This window comes from Helicobacter mesocricetorum (assembly GCF_900198605.1).
Lineage (GTDB): Bacteria > Campylobacterota > Campylobacteria > Campylobacterales > Helicobacteraceae > Helicobacter_D > Helicobacter_D mesocricetorum.
The window spans coordinates 84,214-106,926 of sequence record NZ_FZPJ01000006.1 but is presented as its reverse complement, the minus strand read 5'-3'; the positions used below and the strand labels follow the sequence as shown (position 1 = coordinate 106,926).

21 protein-coding genes and 1 pseudogene are annotated in these 22,713 nt (G+C 35.9%); 12 read left to right on the top strand and 10 right to left on the bottom strand.

Translation table 11 applies throughout. The features are described 5' to 3' along the window. Positions 1–3: 3 nt before the first annotated feature. The 5 genes from C6H18_RS01685 to C6H18_RS01665 all read right to left on the bottom strand — a co-directional run bounded on the left by C6H18_RS01685 (position 4) and on the right by C6H18_RS01665 (position 7,627). Entirely contained in the window at positions 4–3,858 is a 3,855-nt protein-coding gene (locus C6H18_RS01685; RefSeq protein ID WP_456152197.1) for a type IIG restriction enzyme/methyltransferase, read from the bottom strand. Further along, the gene (locus tag C6H18_RS01680) at positions 3,828–4,145 is read right to left on the bottom strand and encodes a DUF7149 domain-containing protein (RefSeq protein ID WP_104721376.1); all 318 of its coding nucleotides are present in this window, start codon (positions 4,143–4,145) and stop codon (positions 3,828–3,830) included. The genes C6H18_RS01685 and C6H18_RS01680 overlap by 31 nt, the downstream gene beginning before the upstream one ends. A 223-nt stretch (positions 4,146–4,368) precedes the next feature. Then, the gene (locus tag C6H18_RS01675; RefSeq protein WP_104721375.1) at positions 4,369–5,508 is read right to left on the bottom strand and encodes a glycosyltransferase family protein; all 1,140 of its coding nucleotides are present in this window, start codon (positions 5,506–5,508) and stop codon (positions 4,369–4,371) included. A gap of 2 nt (positions 5,509–5,510) precedes the next feature. Next, positions 5,511–6,548, bottom strand: a complete 1,038-nt coding sequence (locus tag C6H18_RS01670) for a glycosyltransferase (RefSeq protein WP_104721374.1) — start codon at positions 6,546–6,548, stop codon at positions 5,511–5,513. Positions 6,549–6,562: 14 nt separating this feature from the next. After that, positions 6,563–7,627 (bottom strand): glycosyltransferase, encoded by a 1,065-nt coding sequence (locus C6H18_RS01665; protein ID WP_104721373.1) that lies wholly within the window; start codon positions 7,625–7,627, stop codon positions 6,563–6,565. A 112-nt stretch (positions 7,628–7,739) separates the two neighbouring features. On the opposite strand from C6H18_RS01665, the pseudogene rfbA reads away from it, so the two are divergent. The 12 genes and pseudogenes from rfbA to C6H18_RS01610 all read left to right on the top strand — a co-directional run bounded on the left by rfbA (position 7,740) and on the right by C6H18_RS01610 (position 16,852). Beyond that, positions 7,740–8,620: pseudogene (gene rfbA, locus C6H18_RS01660) on the top strand (glucose-1-phosphate thymidylyltransferase RfbA). Then, a complete protein-coding gene (gene rfbB / locus C6H18_RS01655; RefSeq protein WP_104721372.1) occupies positions 8,617–9,627 on the top strand; it encodes a dTDP-glucose 4,6-dehydratase in 1,011 nt (336 codons plus the stop codon). Before rfbA ends, rfbB begins: the two are co-directional and overlap by 4 nt. A gap of 155 nt (positions 9,628–9,782) precedes the next feature. Continuing rightward, positions 9,783–10,199, top strand: a complete 417-nt coding sequence (locus C6H18_RS01650; RefSeq protein ID WP_104721371.1) for a sugar 3,4-ketoisomerase — start codon at positions 9,783–9,785, stop codon at positions 10,197–10,199. Continuing rightward, the gene (locus C6H18_RS01645) at positions 10,196–10,663 is read left to right on the top strand and encodes an acyltransferase (protein ID WP_104721397.1); all 468 of its coding nucleotides are present in this window, start codon (positions 10,196–10,198) and stop codon (positions 10,661–10,663) included. The genes C6H18_RS01650 and C6H18_RS01645 overlap by 4 nt, the downstream gene beginning before the upstream one ends. A gap of 117 nt (positions 10,664–10,780) precedes the next feature. Next, complete coding sequence (locus C6H18_RS01640) at positions 10,781–11,314, top strand: GNAT family N-acetyltransferase (RefSeq protein WP_104721370.1); 534 nt, start codon at positions 10,781–10,783, stop codon at positions 11,312–11,314. 278 nt (positions 11,315–11,592) lie between these two features. Further along, positions 11,593–11,985, top strand: coding sequence for a protein-export chaperone SecB (locus tag C6H18_RS01635; protein ID WP_104721369.1), 393 nt, complete (start codon positions 11,593–11,595; stop codon positions 11,983–11,985). Between the two features lie 43 nt (positions 11,986–12,028). After that, positions 12,029–13,102 (top strand): glycosyltransferase family 2 protein, encoded by a 1,074-nt coding sequence (locus C6H18_RS01630; RefSeq protein WP_104721368.1) that lies wholly within the window; start codon positions 12,029–12,031, stop codon positions 13,100–13,102. A gap of 3 nt (positions 13,103–13,105) precedes the next feature. After that, entirely contained in the window at positions 13,106–13,453 is a 348-nt protein-coding gene (locus C6H18_RS09585) for a hypothetical protein (RefSeq protein ID WP_233704025.1), read from the top strand. Beyond that, on the top strand, positions 13,446–13,967 hold the full coding sequence (locus tag C6H18_RS09580) for an alpha-1,2-fucosyltransferase (protein WP_233704024.1): 522 nt from the start codon (positions 13,446–13,448) through the stop codon (positions 13,965–13,967). Before C6H18_RS09585 ends, C6H18_RS09580 begins: the two co-directional genes overlap by 8 nt. A 12-nt stretch (positions 13,968–13,979) precedes the next feature. Further along, a complete protein-coding gene (locus tag C6H18_RS01620; protein WP_104721367.1) occupies positions 13,980–15,071 on the top strand; it encodes a DegT/DnrJ/EryC1/StrS family aminotransferase in 1,092 nt (363 codons plus the stop codon). 24 nt (positions 15,072–15,095) lie between these two features. After that, on the top strand, positions 15,096–15,965 hold the full coding sequence (locus C6H18_RS01615; protein WP_104721366.1) for an alpha-1,2-fucosyltransferase: 870 nt from the start codon (positions 15,096–15,098) through the stop codon (positions 15,963–15,965). Then, positions 15,962–16,852, top strand: coding sequence for a GT-D fold domain-containing glycosyltransferase (locus C6H18_RS01610; protein ID WP_104721365.1), 891 nt, complete (start codon positions 15,962–15,964; stop codon positions 16,850–16,852). The genes C6H18_RS01615 and C6H18_RS01610 overlap by 4 nt, the downstream gene beginning before the upstream one ends. 1 nt (position 16,853) lies before the next feature. On the opposite strand, the gene C6H18_RS01605 is transcribed toward C6H18_RS01610, so the two are convergent. From C6H18_RS01605 to C6H18_RS01585, 5 genes are all read right to left on the bottom strand, one after another. After that, the gene (locus C6H18_RS01605; protein WP_104721364.1) at positions 16,854–17,903 is read right to left on the bottom strand and encodes a glycosyltransferase family 9 protein; all 1,050 of its coding nucleotides are present in this window, start codon (positions 17,901–17,903) and stop codon (positions 16,854–16,856) included. Next, entirely contained in the window at positions 17,903–19,477 is a 1,575-nt protein-coding gene (gene rny / locus C6H18_RS01600; protein ID WP_104721363.1) for a ribonuclease Y, read from the bottom strand. Before rny ends, C6H18_RS01605 begins: the two co-directional genes overlap by 1 nt. Then, the gene (locus C6H18_RS01595) at positions 19,386–20,069 is read right to left on the bottom strand and encodes a 5-formyltetrahydrofolate cyclo-ligase (protein WP_104721362.1); all 684 of its coding nucleotides are present in this window, start codon (positions 20,067–20,069) and stop codon (positions 19,386–19,388) included. The genes rny and C6H18_RS01595 overlap by 92 nt, the downstream gene beginning before the upstream one ends. 84 nt (positions 20,070–20,153) lie before the next feature. Further along, entirely contained in the window at positions 20,154–20,738 is a 585-nt protein-coding gene (locus C6H18_RS01590) for a hypothetical protein (protein WP_104721361.1), read from the bottom strand. Then, the gene (locus C6H18_RS01585) at positions 20,738–22,663 is read right to left on the bottom strand and encodes a TonB-dependent receptor (protein WP_104721360.1); all 1,926 of its coding nucleotides are present in this window, start codon (positions 22,661–22,663) and stop codon (positions 20,738–20,740) included. Before C6H18_RS01585 ends, C6H18_RS01590 begins: the two co-directional genes overlap by 1 nt. Positions 22,664–22,713: the final 50 nt, after the last annotated feature.

Here is a 22,713-nt window from a genome sequence, read left to right as displayed (position 1 = left end):
ACTTCAAGATTCTACAAGTCTTATCTCCTCATTCGTGAGATTATAGAGCTGATAGACTAAAGAATCAATTTGGGATTCTAAGGTGCTTGTGTTGGGTATTTTGTCATGTTGAGGCTTTGCAAAAGCCGAAACATCTCTTTTAGAGCCCCTTGATTCTTTGCCTAGAGATTCTTCACCTGCTAATGCAGGTTCAGAATGACAATCAGAATCTTGTTTGTCATGTTGAGCTTTCATAGAAAGCGAAACATCTCTTTGACAAGATTCCTTGATTGTGAGAATCTCATCAACTAAAGCAATAATTCTATCTACGATTTTTTGGTTTGATTTGGTAATTTCTATAAGGGGGATATTAAGCAAAGGCTCTTTGTCAATTTGATAATGATTGCCTTGCATTTTGCCCTTATGTCTCAACCAAAAAGCTATAAGTTTTGAATTAAACAAGCCTGTTAGAAATTTGAGATTAATCCTATCAGTTTTGATAATAAAAAATGTAGAAGTTACATAACAATCAAAATCTACATAAGTAAAAATTGGTTTATTAGGACATTTTCTTAATGATACAATACTTGGAGTTTTGTTAAAAAAATGTTCTTGTTTTGCTCTATGTAAGCCATAGGGCTTATTATCGGAAGTGATAACATCTCTAAATTTGTCCAAATGCTTTTTTAAATTGGGATATTTATCCATAGAATTGGGATTTTTAAAACTTGAATCGGTATAAATAACCCATTCACTATTGTTTGGATTAGCATAGAATCTAAAAAGTTCATTACTTGTATAAAGTGGTTTTATAAGTTTTAACTCGTCTTTAGTTAAATGTAAACTCTCGAGTTCTTTTGTCGAAATTTGAAAAATTCCTGCCCCAATTTCATAGTTTACTAGCCCCATTTTCTTTTTAACTTTATCGGTTAGTCCTATGCCAATTTGTGCTTCATTATCTTTTAAAAACATTTTTCCATTTTGCAAAATTTTATTCAGCACTTCCTCTTGTTGAGAATCTGCAAAAGTCAAAGATTTATCAAGCATTTGGCTTGGTGTAATGCTAGGCTCTAAATAGATATTATCCTTAAAAGATTCTCTTTTCAAAATTGCGTCCCTATGTTTATCTGTGGGTTTTTTAGAATCTATCCTTGCGTAGTGGATTTGATAATTTTGAGGGATAGAATCTAGCTTTTGAAATTCCATAATCATTGTTTGGATACTTGCAGAATCAAAACACATATACGAGCCAAAATCTACAAGATTTAAGATTTGTGATTCTTTTAAAATCACATTTCTAAGGTTTTTCGCCCCTGCATTGGTTGTCCAATTATTCGTAGCGATAAAAGTTACAATGCCTTGATTTTTAACAATGTCAAATCCTCGCCCTACAAAATGATACCAAATATCCATTTTGCCCTGATAGGTTCTTAAGTGTCTCGTGCCATCAAAAAGTTTCTTATTATCTGGCTCTTTAATATATGGCGGATTGCCAATCACCAAATCAAAGCCTAGAAAATCTCCATTGTTATCAAGCACTTCAGGGAATGCAAATCGCCATTCAAAGGCGTTTTTGTATTCTGCACCGCTTAGGGCAAGGGTTAGCTTTTTGCGCAAAGCTTGGATTTTGCCATAGGATTGCAATGCCCTCTCTTGCTCTTCCTCGCTCAATGTTGGAGTGCCAAAGAGATTGAATTGCAAAGAGCCTAAGCCCTCAAGCAAGGCTTTATCATCAAGCAAATAATCGTTAAATTGTTTGATATGCGATTCTATCGCTTTTTCTAGCTCTCTTTTGGTCTTTGGGTCTTTGAGGGTTAGGGTAAAAGTCTGCTTGATAGCTTCAATTTGTGCTTCAATCTCTGCTTTGGAGATTTTCATCAAGTTTTGGTCAGCATTTTTATAGTCAAAAACAAGCTTTTTGTATTGCTGTATTTGAAAATTAATATTTGGAATGGCTTTTAGCGAGTCATCAAGGCTAAAGCGAGAGATGAGGCTATTCCCACATTTGATATTAATATCAATATTAGGCAGTGTCTCTAGCCTTTTGTTTGGAATGTCTTTATAATAGCTGTATTTAAGCAGCTCAATCCAGAGGCGAAGTTTTGTAATCTCACACGAGTTTGGGTTAATATCCACACCAAAGAGGCAGGATTCGATGAGCTTGCGTTTGGCAAAGAATAATGCCCTTTGAATCTTGTGGGATTCGATGTTTTCGTGTGCGGGCAGGGTATAGGTAAAAAGTGCATTGTGAGAATCTCTAATCACGATTTCATCTCGTAAAATCTCTAGGGTGATGTCTTTAATCCTTTGATAGGTTTCATCACACAAAATGCCAAGTTTGAACTTTAGCAAAATCAGCTCATTAAGTGCCGAAACAAGGAAATGCCCACTGCCCACAGCAGGGTCGCAGATATGGATAGAATCAAAAACCTCATTTGCCTTTTTGTAGCCTTCTTGGTTGTCTGTGAGTTTGTCGATTTTGTTTTTGAGTTCCTCGAGATTGTGGCAATCCCAATTTTGCGATTCATTAAACTTTTGTAGCACAACTCTTTCTAGGCTCTGCTTACACATATAGCGCGTGATAAAGCTTGGGGTATAAAAGCTGCCCTCTTTATAGCCATTGAGCTTTTCAAAAACAAGCCCAAGAACTGCGGAGTTAATGAGTTTGTCGAAGTTTATTTTTGTATGGTTTTCTATGTCTCCTGCGGTGGTCGTGAAGTCGTAGGTATGCAAAAACGCAAAGAGATATTCTAAAAGCGGCAAGGTGGAATCTTTAGCTTTATCATTTAATTGCAAGGATTGGCAAAAGTTTTTGTCTTTATAGAGAATGGAATCAGCATAGAGCATTAGGGGCTTGGATTGAAGGAGCTTTATCTCTTTGCCCTCCCTCTCAAGGGGTGTTTTCTCAAAAAGGCTAGAGTTGAGATAGGGGATAGATTCTAGGGCTTTGGGGAGATTTTTATCTCTACTCTCCTCTATCTTTGCTAGGATATCAAAAAAGAGGGTATTTAGGGCTTGAAAGTCTTTGAGAGCTTCTAAACCTAAAAAGGGCTTTTGAATATGATTGAAGCTTAGAAGCATAGATTCTAAAAGGCGCAAAAACAATAATCGATTATTCCAAGTGGTGAGCAAAGAAAAGAGAATCTCAAAGTCTTTGTCTCTATTTAGCCCAAATGCGGAACATATAGAATCAAGAAATGTATTTTGCGTCTGGCTAGGGAGAATGAGGATTTTGCCACCCTGTGAGATTTCTTCTAGCCCCAAAATATGGAGCAATTCATTATAAAAGTCTTGGTTTAGGGTGTTTGCGTCAAGATAGGTTTTGCGTTTGAGTAATACTTGGGGGCTTAAGATTTGGTAAAGGAGAGGGAGAATGGTTTGTTTGTCGTATTGAGCATTTGTAGAAATCTCTCTTTTGTTAGGTGGTATCTTGTCATGTTGAGGCAAAGCCGAAACATCTCTTTTGGATTGTTGAGATTCTTCGCTTCGTTCAGAATGACAAGAGGGGGAGTTAGTTTGACAATCCTCAAGGCGAAAATGCGTATATTTTAGCTCCATATCAAGACTAGGCAAGAGATTCTTAACTTCCTCATAGAATCTCTTCGTGCTTGCGTCATTGCCCTCTTTGTTTTCACAATTTTTAAAGGCTTTTAAGATAAGCTTGTCTTTGGCAAAAGCTACATATTCACTTGCATCAACGCAATAGAAATCTTGTGTATTGGTAAGGATAATAAAAGAAATATTATTGTTTTTGTGGGTAAGAAATTCGCGCAAAAAATAGAGAATTGATTCATAAAAGGCTTTGGATTCTAGGCTTATATTTTCTCTTGCCTCTTTAGCGTTTTCATCTAGGGTATTTGCCCCCCCCCCCCTATAAATTCACTCTTATTGCTTAAGCTCTTGACTTCAAAAAGCACTTTTGGAGCGGAATCTTCATAGATTGCCAAATCGATTCTGTCTTTGGTATTGCAGTTGTATTCAAAAGCTTGGATTAAAAAATCTCGCAAAAGATTCTTTTGATATTCCTCTGATTCGTTCTTATAAGCACTAATATTTTTTAAATAGATTTCTAAATGTTGTTGAAACTTTTGAAGTATGTCTTGCGCGGGAGAGATAATGCTATGGCTTTGTATAAAATCCTGCAATGGTATATGGGTATAGCGCATCTCTCTCCTTTGATGAGCATATTCTATTCAGTAAAGGCTTTTAAGCCCCTTAATACAAGACATCTCTTTGGTAATTTACTTTGATTGCTAGAATCTCATTACTCAAGGTAATGATTTTATCTATAATTTTTGGCTTGATTTGGTAAGCCATAGCAAATTATCCAAACAATTCACTATGGCTACCTATACGGATACAAAGCAAATAGTAGTCATTAATGCCAAATTATTTCTCTTCTAAAAGGCTTTGTAAAAACTCATAAAGTTTTTGAGTGAGTTTGGAGTAATCCATATTCTCTAAGGCTCTTTGAAAAACTGCTTGTTTCATATTTTCTAAGGTTTCAGGTGGTGTGTTTAGGATAGTTTCTATCGTGCTTTTTATGCTTTCTTTATCAAAGTCGCTAAAAAACGCACAAGTGCTATCAAAGAGCCTTAAATATTCTGGCAAATCATTAATAAGCGGGATTAGTCCCGAACCTGCGTATTCCATTGTTTTAAAAGGGGAGCTAACACTATAAAGGGGTGTATTTGGGATAAGCCCTAAACCTATGTCATAGTGGGGGAGGGTTTTTAGCATTTCAAGCAGTGGCAAGGGGGGATGAAAGGAGATTCTTTTATCTTGTGCGACAAGCGATTGTATCTTTTGCACGGCTTCATTATTGCTTGCGGTGAAAATATCTAAAATAAAATCCCCTTTAGCCTCAAGGAATCCCAAGAGGATTTCTTGAAGTTGTCTATTTTTGTCGATCGTTCCTGTGTAGATGAATTTAAGCGGAGTGTTGCAGTGGTGTAAATTCTTATTAATTGCTTCTTGGTCGAGGTTTTCGAAGTCTATTCCGCCCGGGAGGGTAAAGATAGGGATAGAGAGATTAGGCTGAAAAAGACTTGCGAGATTAGGAGTCATTGTGATATAGGCTTTGCATTGCTTAAGGATTCTTTGGTGGAGAAAAAACTTGATTTTGTATTCTATACTTTTGCGAAAGATCGCTTTTTTTTCTAGCCTTGCTTCATAGATTCTACGATAATCGTGCGGAAAAGTCTCCCAAAAAATCACTTTATTATGGGCTTTTAAGATTTGTTTAGCCACAGGATAGAAGTTGCGTATGATGATGAAGTCATAGGCTTTAAGGTTTATGTTTAGTTGCTCTAAAGCTCTTAGGAGGTTTCTGTGCTTTGTGCTATAAGGCAAGATGTATATAGGGCAAAAAGGGGTATTTTCTTGGAAGGCATTAGAGTCTTTGTGAAAATACACCATTTCTATTTTTGCTCGCGCCATTTTCGAAAAATTTTTTTCGAAAATGGCGCGAATTTGGTTGTGACAACCAAATTCGCGCCATTGTTTATCAGTGATACATAAAATATTCATCATTACCCTTTAGAATAGGATTTTTGAAAGAGAGATTTTACAAAATATTTTAGCCTTTTGGGGAGTGTATAAAGTCTAGGGAAGTAAATACAGAGCCATCTGCGCCTCTCTAGCAAAAAGCGATATGGCTTTAGATCCCCCCTTGTAAAATCAAGATTGTTATAGCCAAGTTTTTTAAGAAGTCCTAAAGCCTCCATTAACGACCACTTGGCAAGTCTTTCTAAAAACTCCTTATACTCCCCTTGATAAGAATCCTTTAAAGAGCAAAGATACTTTGTAATAAAAAAATAGCTATTAGCGTGTTTTCTTAGATTTTGTGGGCTTTTATCTCTTGTAACAGAATTAGGAGATAGCCTATAATGGATAAGTAAGGCTGAACTAGTGTATAAGAGTTTTGCCTTTAAAAGACATTCTAGGACGAAGGGAACATCTTCAAATAGTATTTTAGGGATAAAGCGGATATTTGTTTGGAATAAAAAGTTACAAGAATAAACATTTCCCCAAGCTCTTACGGGGATATAATTGGTATTATAGAGTTTTTTGATGAAATCTTGAGAGCTAAAGAGTTGGTTTTCTAAATCCTCCCCTACAAGGCGATAAGCTACCGCTTCTTTTTTGTCTATAAGCAATCTACCATAAAGAATCATATCTAATGCCACCCCTTTAGCTTTCATATTTTGTAGGATTTTTACAGAGGATTGAAGCATATTTCTTTCCCACCAATCATCACTATCTAAAAAGCAGATGTAAGAGTGTTCTCTCTCTCTCTCTTTAATTGCTTCCCACTTTGATTTGATAATCTCTAGCCCACTATTTCTAGCTCTTGATAATCCTTGATTTTCTTGAGAGATGAGAGTAAATCTTTGGTCTTTGCTTACATATTCTTGAGCGATTTTTTCACTATTATCACTGCTACCATCATTAATTAAAATTGCTTCAAAGTTCGTGTAAGTTTGCTCTAAGATGGAATCTAGGCATTGATGCAAGTAGGATTCTACATTGTAAATAGGGATAATGATGAAAAATTTAATGGCACACATAGTATTCTACCTTGTCATTTGAGTATTTGTTTCCATAAGGGATAAATGCTTTCTTTGGTGAATTTCTTTAACACAATTTCTCTCGCCCCCCCCCCTAGAGTTTTTCGCAAAAAGTCATTCTCCATAAGTGATTGGAGCTTGTTTGCAAAACCCTCTAAATCATCATCTGCAACCAAAAATCCGCTATTTTCTTGGATAATCTCACTTGGACCATTTGGCACATCAAAGGCTACGGAGGGAAGTGCGTAAGAACCTGATTCTAAAAGCACCATAGAAAAGGATTCATAGTAGCTACTTAGGGCATAGATACTAGCTTTTAGGTATTCTTTGTCGATCTCTTTGGTGAAGGGCTTTAAGAGGATAGAATCTTCTAATCCCAAAGTATGGATTTTTTGGTAAATGGTTTCTTTTAATTCCCCATCCCCTACAATATGGAGTTTCCATTCTTTTAAAGAGGGGTTTTTAGCCAAAATCGCCCAAATGTCTATAAGACGCAAAAATCCCTTTTCCTCTGAAAGTCTCCCTACGGATAAAACGACTTTTTGTAAGGGGTTGGTTGTAGTTTTTGGGTAATCATTTAAGAAGTTGGGGATAACTTTGGTGTTTTTGTGGAGTTTTGAAAAAAGATGGATTTGTTTAGAGCTTAGAATCACTAAAACATCAAAGAGGCGGATTCTAGGTGGGAATAAAGGGGTTTTGCGGAGGTATTTTTTAAACCCTGTTTCGAAATTGCCGTGATAGAAGCGGATATAAGTGGTGTTTTTGGCTTTGAAAAAGGGGAATAAAAGCTGATGAACGATTACGAAGTTTTGGGTATCTTTAGGGAGGAGTTTATTGAAGCGATAAGAGAATTTGAGCTTGTCTAAAAAGCTTTTGGTGGAGAAATCGGGATAAAGTTTGCTAAAGTGGATGAGGGAGACTTCTTTTGGCATTTCAAATGTTGGGGATTCTTGTGTTGTGTTGCAGCTAACAATGGTGATTTTATATTCTTTAGAGAATAGATAACATAAATTTGCTACGACGCGATTAATCCCGCCGACACTTGAAATATTTTTAACCACCATAAAGATATTTTTCATCTGAAGTAAGCCTTTTTGTGTCTTGAAATTTTGGTTTTGCCATTGTATTAAATTTCTTTTTAGAATCCTTTTAAGCTATAATTCATTTTCATATAAGCTTATAGGAGTATTTATGAAAGGTATCATTCTAGCTGGTGGAAGTGGGACTAGGTTGTATCCTACTACTTTAATGGTTTCTAAACAGCTTTTGCCAATTTATGATAAGCCTATGATTTATTATCCGCTCTCTGTGCTTATGTTAGCGGGTATCAGAGAGGTTTTGCTTATCTCCACTCCTAAAGATATGCCAAGATTTCAAGAGATTTTTGATAATGGGGCATTTTTGGGTATGGATATACGCTATTGTGTGCAGCCCTCTCCTGATGGATTGGCTCAAGGGTTGATTTTGGCAGAGGATTTTGCAGAGGGTGAGAATCTTGCCTTGATTTTAGGGGATAATATTTTTTATGGGCAAGGATTTTCTCCTATGCTTTTAAAGGCAAAGCAAGAGGCACAAAAGGGTATAGCAACGATTTTTTCTTATCGTGTCAAAGACCCTAGAAGTTTCGGTGTAGCGGAGATAGATCCTAGAGGGGGGGGGTATTTAGTTTAGAAGAAAAGCCTAGCAATCCTAAGAGTAATTTTGCAGTTACAGGATTATATTTTTATGACAATAAAGCCATAGAGATAGCCAAATCACTCAAACCTAGCCCACGAGGGGAGCTAGAGATTACCGATGTCAATATTGCTTATTTGGAGGCAAAAAAGCTTAAATCCCAAATTTTAGGCAGAGGCTTTGCGTGGCTTGATACCGGCACACACGATAGCTTACTAGAGGCAGGAGAGTTTGTTAGGACGATTGAACTGCGACAAGGCTATAAGATTGCGTGTTTAGAAGAGATAGCCTATCATAATGGCTGGATAGACCAAAGGCAACTTTTAAAAAGAGCAGAAGTTTTAAGCAAAAGTGGTTATGGGCAGTATCTCCGCCAACTTTTGGAGGAGAGAGAATGAAGAATCTCCTTATCACAGGTGGAGCAGGGTTTATTGGGAGTAATTTTATCCTTTATTTTTTGCATAAATACCCGCATTATCGTCTTATTAATGTGGATTCTTTAGCCTATGCGGGTAATTTAGAGAATTTGCAAGGCACAGAAAATATCCCCAATTATGAATTTAGGCAGGGTGATATTTGCGATAAGGAGTTTATTAAAGAGATTTTTGCTCGTGAGAGGATTGATGCCCTCATTCACTTTGCCGCCCAATCCCATGTGGATAATTCTATAAAAAATCCAAATGCCTTTGTAGAGACAAATGTTAATGGCACTTTTAATTTGCTCCATAATGCGTATTTGAGTTGGTTTGATGCTCCCAATAAACCCAAAAAAGATAAAACGCATTGTATCTTTCATCACATTAGCACTGATGAGGTTTTTGGATCTTTAGAGGAGGGTGGATATTTTAGCGAAACTACCCCTTATGCACCAAACTCCCCTTATTCTGCCTCTAAGGCTTGTAGTGATATGCTAGTGCGAAGTTATTATCATACCTATGGATTAAAAACTTTTATTACAAACTGCTCTAATAACTATGGACCCAAACAACACGATGAGAAACTTATCCCCACCATTATCCGCAATGCCTTAGAGGGTAAGGAGATTCCCATTTATGGAGATGGGAAAAATATTCGTGATTGGCTTTATGTAGAAGATCATTGCAGGGCGATTGATAAGGTGTTTCATTCCTCTTATTTTGGGGAGAGCTTTAATATCGGTGGGAATAATGAACAAAGCAATATAGAACTTGCGTATCTTATTTGTGCAATGCTAGATATAAAATGTCCTAAAGACAGAAGCTACAAAGAGCAAATTACCTTTGTGCAAGATAGAGCAGGACACGATAGACGCTATGCGGTAGATTCTTCAAAAATAGAGAGGATGTTGGGCTGGAAGGGAGAGGAGAGCTTCGAATCTGGATTAGAAAAAACCATTAAATGGTATATCCAAAAATACAGAGCTTAAAGAAAATGCTATGAAAATCCCACAACTATCAAAACCAAGTCTTATCAATGCTGGGAATCCCACAAGATTGATAAGGATAATCTCTAAAAACCAAAAAGGATAATAATGAAGTATAAGTTAATAGATTTTGATTTTTTTGATGATAGAGATTCTGTATGAATTATGCTTTACTACCTTTGCGGATTTTTAGTGATGAGAGGGGAAAGTTGGGTGTATTAGAATCCTATAAGGATATGCCCTTTGCGATTAAAAGAATGTATTATATTTTTGATACTTCGCCCTCTTTAAATAGAGGAGGACACGCCCATAGGGAGTTAGAACAAATTGTTTTGTGCCTATGTGGGGATTGTGAGTTTGTGCTTGATAATGGGAGTTTAAAGGAGAGTGTTAAGCTGAATTCCCCTGAAGTTGGGCTGTATATTGGCAAGAATATGTGGAGGGAGATGAGGAATTTTTCTTATGATTGTAGGTTGGTAGTCTTAGCTAGTGATTATTATGATGAGAATGAATATATAAGGGATTATGCAGAGTTTATAGAATCCATTAAGGAGGTTCAATGCAAGAAGCAATGATACACCCTCTTTGTGATGTGCAAAGCAAAAATATAGGTAAAGGCACGAAAATATGGCAATTTTGCGTGGTATTACCCAATGCTGTGATTGGGGAGAATTGCAATATTTGTTCGCATTGTTTTATCGAAAATGAGGTGCAAATTGGCAATAATGTAACAATAAAATGCGGGGTGCAAGTGTGGGATGGAATCATAATTGAGGATAATGTCTTTATTGGTGCAAATGTAAGTTTTACTAATGATAAATACCCTCGCTCTAAAGTCTATCCAACTACTTTTGCAAAAACACTTATCAAAAAGGGTGCAAGTATCGGGGCAGGAGCGGTGATACTGCCGGGTATTACTATTGGTGAGGGCGCACTCATTGGAGCAGGGGCTGTTGTGAGTAAAGATGTTCCTGCTTTTACTCAACTTATCTCCAAAAGCAAGACTATCCTCACCCCTGTGGGGGGGGGGGGTAAATAATCCCCTTTTTGGATTAATACCTAGCCTTTATAGAAATGTTAAAATCAGCAATGCTCTAAAACCTTTAAAAGAAAAACCCCTTAATTTTAATGTTGCTACAACTAGAGGGGTGGCATAATGAATGCCTATGCCTTTCCGCTTATGGGCAAACATATTGCTTTGCGTCTAGTAACTTTAAACGATGCGGCATTTATTTGTTCTTTGCGTAAAGGTGAAAAAGCAAAATTCTTAACCCAAACTGCAGGTGGAATCTTAACCCAAGAACAATGGATAGCCACATATAAAAAGCGGGAAGCCTTAGGGGAGGAGTTTTATTTTATTATTCAATCTTTAGAGGGTGAAGCCTTTGGCACTATTAGAATCTACGATTTTACAGAAAATAGCTTTTGTTGGGGGAGCTGGATTATAAAAGATTCTGCACCAAGCTATGTGGCAATAGAATCCGCACTTTGTGTTTATGAGTTTGCTTTTAATACCTTAGGCTTTAAGCAAAGTCATTTTGATGTGCGTAAAAGCAATGTAAAAGTTGTAGCATTTCATCAACGATGTAAGGCAAAGATTGTGAGAGAGGATTGTGTGAATTATTATTTTAATTTTTCTAAAGAAGATTTTGCATTAATGCAACGACATTATGCTAAATATTGCCATTGACACCTTAGAGCAAGTACAACAAATACCCAAGTGCTTTGAAAGCATAGGCATAATAATAGTTTTAAGGTATTATGGTGTATTATTTGGTCTGGAGATTTGGGCTATGAATGGGATTGTCAAGACAGGCGCAAGGTAAGGTGTTTGAATTTAAACTCTCTAAAGCAAGGCTTAGAGAAGACAAAAGAGTTAAATAGCTTAAAAACTATCAAATGGATATTTGGATTTACAAAAATCATATGTTGATAGCTAATAAATAAAACAAAGTAATGGAGGAACAAATGCAACCTAATGGTTTTCAAATTAAAATAATTCAGTTTAAAAAGCTTGATTTTGAGTGGATAGAAGAATTAAGAGAGGGAATTGAAATTGATTGTGTTTCTAATACTGGTGCAGTTGCTAAAAAGAGCGCCCAAAACGAATATACTATCCAATTAAATGCAAAATTATCTTTTAAGCAAGAGGATGCAGAGATATTTTATATCCAATTAGTAATGGTTGGCACTGTTGAGGTAGGTAGTGCCTTTAAGGAAACTTTATTAAATAATGCAGTGGTTATAATGCAGTTTTATTTACAACCCGTAGTGGATCAAATGATAACAACAGCAAAGCTTCCACAATTAGATTTGCCTTTTATAGATTTTGGAGAGTTTGAAGTAAAAGTTGAAAAATAAAGTGCAGATTGTTATTTTGCGGGTTTAAAAGGGAATGGTTGAAATGTCTCCTAGAATCTCTATTTTATCTCCATCTTTTAACCACGAGAAGTTTGTTGGGTATTTTATAGAATCTGTTTTAAATCAAACTTTTGAAGATTTTGAGCTTATTATTGTCGATGATTGCTCTACGGATAGGAATGTAGAGGAGATAAGGAAGTTTCAAGACCCTCGAATAAAGCTCATTATACACCCCTTTAACCAAGGTATTAATGCCGCACTTAATACGGCTTTTAAAGCTAGTAGCGGAGAACTTTTGGTTTTTTGTGCGAGTGATGATATATTGTATCCTAATGCTTTAGAGGTGATATATCACCAAATCAATCGCCAAGATATTCTTGTGCTTTATACACAATTACAAGTTATTGATGAAAACAACCATTTAACCAACAAAACCATTTTTCCTAAAAAAGATTCACGGCATAGGCTTTTGCATTATTTATTTATGGAGGGAAATTGTCTTACTTCCCCGGGAATGTGTGTGAAAGCAAGAGCCTTTGAATCTCTTTATCCTCTCAATGTAGCAATGTGTAATCAGCAGGATTGCCAAATGCACATTTTGCTACTTCTTCAAGGAGAGGTAGGTTTTGTGGAGACTCCTTTGGTGCAATACCGACGAATGAGTCCTAAGGCTAAAGAGAAAAATATTAGTGTTAAAGATAAGCTAACACTTAAGAGGGTGGATTTGGAGATAGCGTTTGTAATGGATACTTTTCTAACTTGTAAAGACATAGCATTACTCCAAGAGGTTTTTAAAGGAGAGATTCAAAGGTTAGGGTTGGAGCCAAGAAAGGAGACTTTGGAGTTTTTCTTAGGGTTTATGGCATTGCAATCCCCTCATTTTGTTAGAAAAGTGTGGGGGTATCACATAATTATGCGGTTTTTAAATGATTCAGGCTTAGAGACACTAAAGAGCCATTATAATTTCACTTTTAAGGATTATTTATCCCTTGTGTTATATGTGGGAGGGGATAAAAACTTTGGCAAATACCAAAAATACAAGAAGTATTTTAATATAAGCTTGATTGTTTTGGGGTTATCTTTGGTGCTTAATGTGTTATGGATATTTAGGGGGTAGGGGTTGAGTGATAATCTCGTTATTATCCGTGTTGATGGAGGAATATCCAGTCAAATAAGCTTTGTCGCACTTGGAGAGGCGTTTGAGCTTAGGGGTTATGAAGTCCAATATGATTTGAGTTGGTTTGAAGAGCAAGGAGTAGGGTTTTATAATCCTAGCAATGGCTATGATAAAGTCTATGATGTGAGTTTTGATATACCTAAGGTTTTTCCTACACTTCCTCTTAAAATAGCGCAAAAAACAGAGGCAAGAGATTATAAGAAACTCTATTTTGTTGATAGTGAGGATATTATTACTTTTGCCCCACCTTTATATGTAGGCGGATATTTGGGGAGGCATTTTGATGTTTAAGAATCTTTTTATCCAACACTTTAAGCCAAAAGAAAGTATGCAAACCAATACCCCTTTTGCTAGAGTAAAAGAAGAAATACTCTCTTGTGTGGCTTGTGGTGTGCATGTGCGTAGAGGAGATTTATCGCAGTTTCATAATGTCTATGGCGAACCTACCACTTTAGAGTATTTTACTAGGGCAATTTCTCTTATAGAAAGTTTAGATTCTGCAAGTGTGTTTTATATCTTTAGTGATGATGTTGCGTGGGTCAAGGAGCATTTTACCCCACTTTTCAAAAACAAAAAGTATAAAATCTGTGATGTCAATACTCCAAGTGAGGGTTATTTAGATTTATATTTACTTAGTCTTTGTAAGAGTATTATTAGTTCTCAAGGCTCTTTAGGAGTATTTGCTAAACTTTTATCAAGGTATAATCCACTTTGGATTTCTCCTAAAATAAGGGAGAGATTATTTTATCAAAAACAAATTCCGATTATGGCTTTATTATCGCCTAAGAAGCAAATTGTTAGCTAAGGGAGTGATTAAGTGATAGCATTTTTGGATTTAAAAAAGATTAATCATCGCTTTAATGGAGAGTTTCAAGAGGCTATAAAAGAGGTGCTAAAAAGTGGTTGGTATATTTTAGGTGAGCAGGGTAAAGCTTTTGAGAGGGAGTTTAGTGCATATTGTGGTGTGAAATATAGTCTAGGTTGTGCGAATGGATTAGATGCTCTAAATCTTGCTATTAGGGCATTGGGTTTTGGTGTTGGGGATGAGATTATCGTCCCTGCAAATACCTATATTGCTTCTATTTTGGCAATTACTCATAATGGTTGCACGCCTGTGTTTGTAGAGCCAAACTTGCAAACTTATAATATTGATGTAGAGAGGGTAGAATCTGCTATTACTTCCTGCACAAAGGCGATTATGGTCGTGCATCTTTATGGACAGGTAGTAGAAATGCAGCCTATATGGGATTTAGCGCAAAAATATAATTTAAAGATTATTGAAGATTGCGCCCAGGCACACGGAGCAATGTATCAAGGCAGGAAAGTAGGGGCATTGGGCGATATAGGTGGATTTTCTTTTTATCCGGGTAAGAATCTAGGCGCATTAGGCGATGGTGGTTGTGTGGTGGGTAATGATGAGGCTTTAATGCAAAAAATCCGAGCATTGGGGAATTATGGCTCTTTTATCAAATATGAAAATCTTTATGTGGGATTAAATTCTAGGCTTGATGAGTTACAAGCAGCTTTTTTAAATATTAAGCTTAAAACTCTTGATGAGGATAATAACCGACGCAGAGAGATTGCAAGATATTATAGGGAGAAGATAAACAATGCGTGTATTATCCTGCCTAAATGTGTGAGTGAAGAGGGGCATGTATGGCATTTGTTTGTCGTGCGGTGTGAGAGGAGGGATAGGCTACAAAAGTATTTAAAAGACAAGGGGATAGAAACCCTTATCCATTATCCTATCCCGCCTCATAAGCAACAAGCCTACAAGCAGTATAGTGCTTTAAGTTTGCCTATTACGGAGAAGATTCATAATGAAGTCCTATCACTCCCTATAAGCCCTGTGATGAGTGATGAAGAAGTGGAAGTAGTGGTAGAAGCTATCAATGGCTTTAGAGGATGAATGTTAAGACTTAAGGAGAAGTAGATGCAATATAAAATCGTAGAATTTACCGGGGGATTGGGTAATCAGATGTTTCAATATGCCTTTGCTAAGAGTTTGGAACATCATTTGCAAATGCCTATTTTGCTTGATAAAACTTGGTTTGAAAAAGAAGGGTATTCTATACCCTTTAGCTTGGATATTTTCAACATTGATTTGCCCTATGCCACACAAGAGCAGATTCAAAAAGCTCGGGCTATTGAAGGTAAGCCAAAGTTAATCCGCAGTATTTTAAAAAGGGTTGGGTTTCCTCGGGTTACCTATGTAGAGACTTTTGCTTATAAAGAGGAATACCTTAAGCCAAATTCTTTTGCGTATTTTAGGGGATATTTTCAAAACCCAAAATACTTTCAATCCTGTGCTTCTAAGATTAAAGCTTTATTTGCCCCTCCTCCCATTAAAAGTGCAATAAATAAGCATAAACTCCAACAGATTTTACAATCGCCTAATAGTGTTTTTATCCATATTCGAAGAGGGGATTATGTCCAGCTTTCTTGGCAGTTAGATATAGAATATTTTAAAAAGGCAGTAGATGTTATTGCGCATAAAATAGAGAATCCGCAGTTTTTTCTTTTTTGTGCTGATAGAGAGTTTGCCCATAATCTTGATTTGGGCTATCCCTTTGTGGATATGACTTCAGAAAATATAACAAGGGATAATCATTTTGAAGATTTAATCCTTATGATGCATTGCCAAAATGGCATAATATCAAATAGCACTTATTCTTGGTGGGCAGCTTATCTTATCAATAATCCACAAAAGATTGTCATCGCCCCAACGCCTTGGTTGTTTGGTAATGATGAGATTGTCTGCGAGGATTGGATAAAGATAAAGGTCGCAGGAATTAAGCGATGAAATATTCTTTAAAGACTTTTATTAACAACATAAAGTATCTTGCAAGGTATAATCTAAAAGAAATGGATAAGAAGTTAAATACTCTTCCAGATTGGAGTGACTTTGCAGAACTATTACGCGATGAGATTAAAAATGATTTTGATGCCATTAAGCCACCAAATATTAAGAATAGTTTTGAGACTTTGGAGATTTTGCTACAAACCCAAAAGAGCTTTATCCGCTTTGGTGATGGCGAATATATTTTAATGAATGGAGGAAGCATAGGTTTCCAAAAATATGATGCCAATCTTGCTAGGGCGTTAGAAACAATCATTACTTCAGAGGATGAGAATCTTCTAATAGGTTTGGGTTATAATTATTTTCGTATGCCCCCAGATAATGCTCGCAGCCCGTGGTTTAAATATACTTGGGTAATGAAAAATTACCCTATTATTAAAAAATACCTTATTCCTAATAAAGAATATGGTGCAACAGAACTAAGTCAAATCTATGCAGGATATAAAGATTATGATTTCAAAGCGCATTATGCAGGATTAAAAAAGCTTTTTGCTGATAAGAAAATTCTTTTGGTGTGCGGTGATAAGGTTTTGGCAAATGTGCAATACAATCTTTTTGAAGAAGCTCAAGAGATTGCTACTATTTATGGTGCGACAAAACACGCTTATGAGAGCATTGGGGTGCTTAAAGAAGAGATTCTTAAATTCCCTAAAGATTGGGTGCTTGTTTTTGCATTAGGACCTGCGGGTAAAGTTTTGGGTTATGAGATGTTTAAACTTGGCTATCGTGTGCTTGATATTGGGCATAGTATTAAAGATTATGACGCCTATAAGCGTAAGCTAAGAATGGATAGAGAAGAAATATCCAAGTTTTTTGCTCCAGATGAATGATTTAAGGGCTATGGTTTAGACTCTTCCAAACTTCAAAGACTTGGTGGGGAGTGATTGGGGATTGTTGCTCAATCTCCTTATGGATTGCTCTATCTTGTAGGATTCCACTAAGTTTTGGTTGCGCTCCTCCTAAGAATAAAGCAATGCTTGGAATCTCCAATGCTCCACATAGGTGCATAGGTCCTGTATCTCCTGTGATGAAGCAATCAAGGCTTTTAAGGAAATAGGGTAGCTCATCAAGCGGGTATAATCCGCAAACATTATGGATTCTTAAATGGTAGTTTGGGGGAAGGAAAGCGTAGATTTTTTGGCAATATTTCTTTTCTGTTTGTGTGCCACTTAGGAATATCTCTAAATTGTCTTGAAAGTCTAGTAGCATAATTGCAAGCTTGGCAAAATTTTCTATCCCCCATTCTCTAGTAACTTTGCTTGTCCGCATTTGGAATCCTATTCTCTGCCCCCCCCCCTCTACTTTTTTGGCTACAAAGTTATGGTATTTGCAAGGGAGTTTCATTTGGATATGGTCGTATTTCTCTAAGCTAACAAAGGAGAGGGTTTCTAATCTCTTTATAATGAAATGCGCAGGAGAGTGGGTTAATTTAGTAGAGAGTAGATTCTCCATTTCATTGTTTCTTGAAGTTTTTAGAATATATTTTGCTCCGCTTAAAAGGGCTGTTGGTATATCCTGTGGTCCATTACTATGAAACATCAAAATTAAATCGGGTTTTAAAGAACGCATTTTTAAGATATTGCTAATAAAGCCTTTATAGCCTTTGTCGTAAAGTAAAAAATTATCGATATATTCATAATCTCTAAAGAGGGGATAGATTTTTTTAGCAATAAAGAGGGTGATTTTTGCTTGTGGGAATGCTTTTTTGGTTTGTATAATAGCAGGTGTGCTCATTAAGGTATCCCCCAAAGCAGTGTTAGAAAAGAGAATGATGTTTTGTATGCCTTCAAGTTTGGTGGGTTCTGATAATTTGGTAAGAGGAAATTTTTGTAAATAGAATCTCACAAAAAGATTGATAAAGAAAGTATAGAGTCCTTTCATTATTGTCCTGCTATGGCACAGGCTCTAGTTTCTCGGATAACATTGACTTTAACTTCTCCGGGGTATTGCACTTGCGTTTCTATCTCTTTGGCGATTTCTTTAGCTAGTAGATAAGATTCTTCATCATTAATGTCTTCAGACTTTACAATTACGCGCATTTCTCGCCCTGTATTGATAGCATAGGCGTGTAATACTCCCATTTTAGAAAGTGCGATTTGTTCCATTTCACTTACTCGACGCAAATAACTTTCTAATACTTCGCGTCTAGCTCCCGGACGCGCAGCAGAGATGGTATCAGCAGCACACACTGCAAACACTTCAATGCTCTTAGCTTCTTCATTCCCGTGATGTGCAAGGATGGCGTTTAAAACAACAGAGGGTTCGTTATAACGTTTAGCAATCTCTGCTCCTAATTCTACATGTGTGCCTTTGTATTCGTGGGTTCTTGCTTTGCCTATATCGTGCAAAAGTCCAGCGCGTGTGGCAAGGAGGCAATCTCCTCCAAGCTCTCCGGCGATAATTCCTGCTAGATTAGCAACTTCTAAAGAATGTGCAAGAGCATTTTGTCCATAACTTGCTCGATAGCGCAAACGACCAATGAGTTTTTTAATCTCTGTATGGATTCCGCTTAATCCCAAATCTAAAGTAACCCTTTCCCCCTCTTCTAGCACACTATCTTCAAATTCTTTAAAGCATTTTTGGTAAATTTCTTCAATCCTTGCAGGTTGAATCCTGCCATCTTCAATAAGGTTTTGTATCGCCTTTGCTGCGATACTTCTTCGGTAGAGATTATGGGAGCTAATGGTAATAATGCCCGGTGAATCATCAATAATAATATCCACTCCACAAACCATTTCTAACGCCTTAATATTGCGTCCTTCTTTGCCAATAATTTTGGCTTTGAAATCATCACTTGGTAAAGCGATGGTTTGGATAAGTCTCTCTGCAGCAAATTCTCCTGCAAAGCGAGTGGTTGCTTGGGCTAAAATATAGTTGGCTTTTGTCTTAGCTTCTTTTTTCGCCTCTTCTTCATATTTTCGTATGAGTTTGGCGGCATCTGCCTTAGCCTCTTCTTTGATTTTTTCAAAAAGTAATTCTTTGGCTTCTTCTTTAGAGATGTGAGTTATGGAGCAGAGCAATCGTGTAAGTTCTTGAAGCATAGCTTGATATTTGCTTTTTAGAATCTTTAACGCTTCTTGTTCTTCATAGAAGATATTTCTATCTTGATGGAGTAACTTTTTTTCTTGCTCTAATTTATAATATTCTCTCTCTAATTTTTGATTCTCTTTGACTTTGGTTTTTTCAAGTTCTAAAAGATTGTTTTCGTGTTCTTTGATGATTCTTACGCTCTCTCTTTCAAATCTCTGCTGGGCTTTTAATTCTATTTCTTTTGCTTTTATTTTGGATTCTGCTAAAAGCTTGTTGGCTTCATATTCTATGGCTTTTGCTTTTGCTTGGTATTGCTCTAAAAGCATTTTAGAATTAGTTTGTAAAAGTTTTCGTGAAAAGAGGTAGCTTCCGCCTCCAGCAACAAGTGCTGATACTGCGGAGCTTACAAAAACCCAAGTTATCATATCTGTCCTTAGGGCATAAAGCGACAAAGGGTGTGATGAGAGAATCTCCCTTAATGTCGTGGTATTGTGTAATATCTAAAGAGGAATAAAAAATCCCACGACAAACAAAGAGAATCTTTGGTATCTTTTTTTGTGTGCTAAAGAATCTGTCATACATACCTTTGCCAAAGCCTATGCGTTTAAATTGATTATCTATTCCAATCACAGGGATTATGGCTATGTCTATAAGGTTTATTTTTCTATACGAGTTGCTTGGCTGCAAAACCCCAAATTTTTCTCTGTGCAATGGAAGTCTGAATTTTACAATTTTAAAGCTGATATCCCCCATAAAAGGTAAAAACATTTCTATATTTTTTTGTTTTCTTAGGATTTTTAAGATTTTTGTGCAATTAAATTCTATTGCTAAGGGATAATAAAACAGAATTTTAAGGGGTCTTTTGGTTTGGCTTTTTAAGGTTTGAATCTCTTGATTTAAGATTTTTAAGAGATTATTTTGTAGTTTGGCATCTAAGAATATTTTGTTTTGAGCTTTAGAGAGTTTTTGTAAGTTTGTTTTGCAGTATTTTCGAAATTCTGATTTTTGGGATTCCATAGCTTACCTTAGATAAAGGATTTTGGGGTTTTAAGAATGCTATTATAATTTTGCCAAAAAACCAATAAAGGGAGGGATAAATCCTCAAGTTTTAATGGACTTATCCCTTAGGGCGAAACATAAAGTTATAAAAACACCTATTTGTAGTAAAAACAACAAAAAATGTATATTATAAACCTGTGCTTGTTTGTTTTCTATATCTAAAGATTCTAAGATACTATAAAAGATAAAGGCAACAATCAATCCTGATAAATAGCCTATTTGCTTATATTTATCAAAAGAAGAGAGGAGTGCCTTTTGTGAAAAAATAAGTGTTTCACTGCGCACAAGATAATCTCCAAAAATAAAGCTAATTTGGTAGATTCCATAGATAAATAAAGCTCCATAAAAGGTATGTGGGAAGAGCAGAAAGGCTAAGATATAGCAAAAGGGTAGGACTTCAATAAAAAGAAGAATCCTTTTATAAGGCTTTATGCTAATGAGCTTAACATAAAAAAATGTCAAAAGCCACGCTCCAATGCTTAAACTAATGCCACCTACTGAATAGACTTTAGGGGGAATTAACGCATAGATAGTAAAAATAGTTCCTAAAGCAGTCCCTGCAAAGAGGGAGTTTAAAAATTTGTAGGCAAGATAGGCTTTGGGTGAAAAGTTTTGTTGTGTTTGCATTAAAATTGATATTTCACTCCTGCACCAAAAGTTGTCTCAAATTCATAGGGGTAGTAACTATTCCTAACCTTAATGGCGTTTTTATGTTGCGTGAGATTTTTAGCAAAAGCATAGAGCTTAAAATCCTTTAATTCATAAGTGATACTAGTATCAAGGCTTTGATAGTTTGGCATTTTTTCTAAAGTATTACTAAAGTCATTGTAGTCATTGGCTCTTGAGGCATATTTATAAGAGATTCCAAGATTAAGGTTTGGGATCAAAAAATAATTTGCGCTTATATTAAAAATATGTTTAGAGACACCCGGAATAGTTTTGCCTTTATAGTTATAACCTTCATTATTTCGCATAGTAGCATCTACATAGGCATAGGCTAAGGTGCTAGAAAGATTTTCTCTAAAGTGGGTTGTGAATTTTAGCTCCCCGCCTATTCTTTGAGTTTTGCTAAGGCTTTTGTTTTGGAAGGTTTGGGGTTCGTAATAGGCTTCATCTTTCCCTAAGGTATAAAAAATATTTCCGCTAAATTCATAGATTTCAAAACGGGTTTTAGAACCTATTTGGAGAGTATCAAAAGTCGCTGTATGGATAAGGGTATTAAGGTTTCCATTAATGTCGAACATAAAATCTACATTTGGCACTACAAAGCTTCTGGAATAAGAGGCAAAAAGAGAGGTTTGAGGGTTTAAAGTATAGTTTAATCCAAGCTCCCCGCCTACTAAGTTATTGCTTGTCTTTGCGGTATTTTTTGAAGAGACTCTTTGTGTGTTGATTCCTGTATTTAATGTGAGATTTTGTAAATATTTTTCTCCATAAAGATATATAAGAGATTCTTCAACTTCAGCTAATGCAGAATTACTTCTGCGTTGATTGGTTTTTAAATCCGTTCCAAATTCTGTAAAATAAGAGCTATTTTTGTATTGGGTGTTAAAGTTTGCGTATAGTCCTTTGCCTTTATATATACTAGAAAAGTTAATATATTCGCTTTTATTAGAAGTCCCTCCAATATTAATATCTGTTACAAATCCATTCTTTGCAAAATAGGTTAAACCTGTATTAAAATGTGCATCCCAACGCCTTTGGTGCGTGAATCCATTCCCTGCTTGTCGGGGGTCTGTGCTAAAATTCTCTTTGCTTAAGGGATTAGCGTATTTAATGGAATACTTAGAGTAGTTACTTTGAGCTTTAAGCAATAAAGAGTTATCAGCATAATAAGCAAGTGAGAAACCACCATTTTTGTTATAACTGCCATCTTTTTCTTCAGAGTTTGACATAATATCCCTTGAACCCTTTGTGTGATAGTATTGTCCAAATGCTCCAATATTCAAAGTATTGCTTGTGTAATGTGAGGAGAATTGTGAATTTAGAGTATCATAACTTGCATAACTTAGGTGCAGAATATTTTTTGCTTTGGTTGTGATTTTTAAGATTCCGCTAACCGCACCATTTCCATATTTTGTAGTGCCTTTTCCCCGAATGATTTCTATTTTAGAGATAGAATCAAGTGGAATTGCAGAGAGGGAAACCATAGATGAATCAATATTGTTGTATCTTATCCCATCAACAATAATAGCAAGATTTTTATGTCCATTGATACCAAATCCTCTTAAATCAATACTTTGAGTATAGGAGTTACCATAACTTGTCTTAATATGTAAAAGAGAATGAGATTTTAAAAAATCATAAATATTTTGAGCATTGGATTGTCGGATAGTTTCTTCATCAAAGGTTTCTTTAAAATCTTGGTTGTCTATGAGACTATGATTATGAAGAATAGAAAGCTTTAAAGACTTTGCATCTAAAGAGGAGGCTTTATCTTCCAAAGTTGTATTTTGACTTTGTGCTAAAAGTGCGCTATTAAGTGCCAAAATTGCTGCAAGAGAAAAATATTTTCTTCGGAAACCTCTAGGTTGTAAATGACGTTTTTTCATAAGTTTGCTCCTAAAATTTAATAAATTATTTCTTTAAAATTTTCAAAGAA

What these genes read in the sequence shown, in the direction of transcription:
- C6H18_RS01680 (WP_104721376.1), bottom strand. Translation starts at nt 4,145, where the DNA reads ATGCGCTATACCCATATACCATTGCAGGATTTTATACAAAGCCATAGC.
- C6H18_RS01675 (WP_104721375.1), bottom strand. Translation starts at nt 5,508, where the DNA reads ATGAATATTTTATGTATCACTGATAAACAATGGCGCGAATTTGGTTGT.
- C6H18_RS01670 (WP_104721374.1), bottom strand. Translation starts at nt 6,548, where the DNA reads ATGTGTGCCATTAAATTTTTCATCATTATCCCTATTTACAATGTAGAA.
- C6H18_RS01665 (WP_104721373.1), bottom strand. Translation starts at nt 7,627, where the DNA reads ATGAAAAATATCTTTATGGTGGTTAAAAATATTTCAAGTGTCGGCGGG.
- rfbB (WP_104721372.1), top strand. Translation starts at nt 8,617, where the DNA reads ATGAAGAATCTCCTTATCACAGGTGGAGCAGGGTTTATTGGGAGTAAT.
- C6H18_RS01650 (WP_104721371.1), top strand. Translation starts at nt 9,783, where the DNA reads ATGAATTATGCTTTACTACCTTTGCGGATTTTTAGTGATGAGAGGGGA.
- C6H18_RS01645 (WP_104721397.1), top strand. Translation starts at nt 10,196, where the DNA reads ATGATACACCCTCTTTGTGATGTGCAAAGCAAAAATATAGGTAAAGGC.
- C6H18_RS01640 (WP_104721370.1), top strand. Translation starts at nt 10,781, where the DNA reads ATGAATGCCTATGCCTTTCCGCTTATGGGCAAACATATTGCTTTGCGT.
- C6H18_RS01635 (WP_104721369.1), top strand. Translation starts at nt 11,593, where the DNA reads ATGCAACCTAATGGTTTTCAAATTAAAATAATTCAGTTTAAAAAGCTT.
- C6H18_RS01630 (WP_104721368.1), top strand. Translation starts at nt 12,029, where the DNA reads ATGTCTCCTAGAATCTCTATTTTATCTCCATCTTTTAACCACGAGAAG.
- C6H18_RS09580 (WP_233704024.1), top strand. Translation starts at nt 13,446, where the DNA reads ATGTTTAAGAATCTTTTTATCCAACACTTTAAGCCAAAAGAAAGTATG.
- C6H18_RS01615 (WP_104721366.1), top strand. Translation starts at nt 15,096, where the DNA reads ATGCAATATAAAATCGTAGAATTTACCGGGGGATTGGGTAATCAGATG.
- C6H18_RS01610 (WP_104721365.1), top strand. Translation starts at nt 15,962, where the DNA reads ATGAAATATTCTTTAAAGACTTTTATTAACAACATAAAGTATCTTGCA.
- C6H18_RS01605 (WP_104721364.1), bottom strand. Translation starts at nt 17,903, where the DNA reads ATGAAAGGACTCTATACTTTCTTTATCAATCTTTTTGTGAGATTCTAT.
- rny (WP_104721363.1), bottom strand. Translation starts at nt 19,477, where the DNA reads ATGATAACTTGGGTTTTTGTAAGCTCCGCAGTATCAGCACTTGTTGCT.
- C6H18_RS01595 (WP_104721362.1), bottom strand. Translation starts at nt 20,069, where the DNA reads ATGGAATCCCAAAAATCAGAATTTCGAAAATACTGCAAAACAAACTTA.
- C6H18_RS01590 (WP_104721361.1), bottom strand. Translation starts at nt 20,738, where the DNA reads ATGCAAACACAACAAAACTTTTCACCCAAAGCCTATCTTGCCTACAAA.
- C6H18_RS01585 (WP_104721360.1), bottom strand. Translation starts at nt 22,663, where the DNA reads ATGAAAAAACGTCATTTACAACCTAGAGGTTTCCGAAGAAAATATTTT.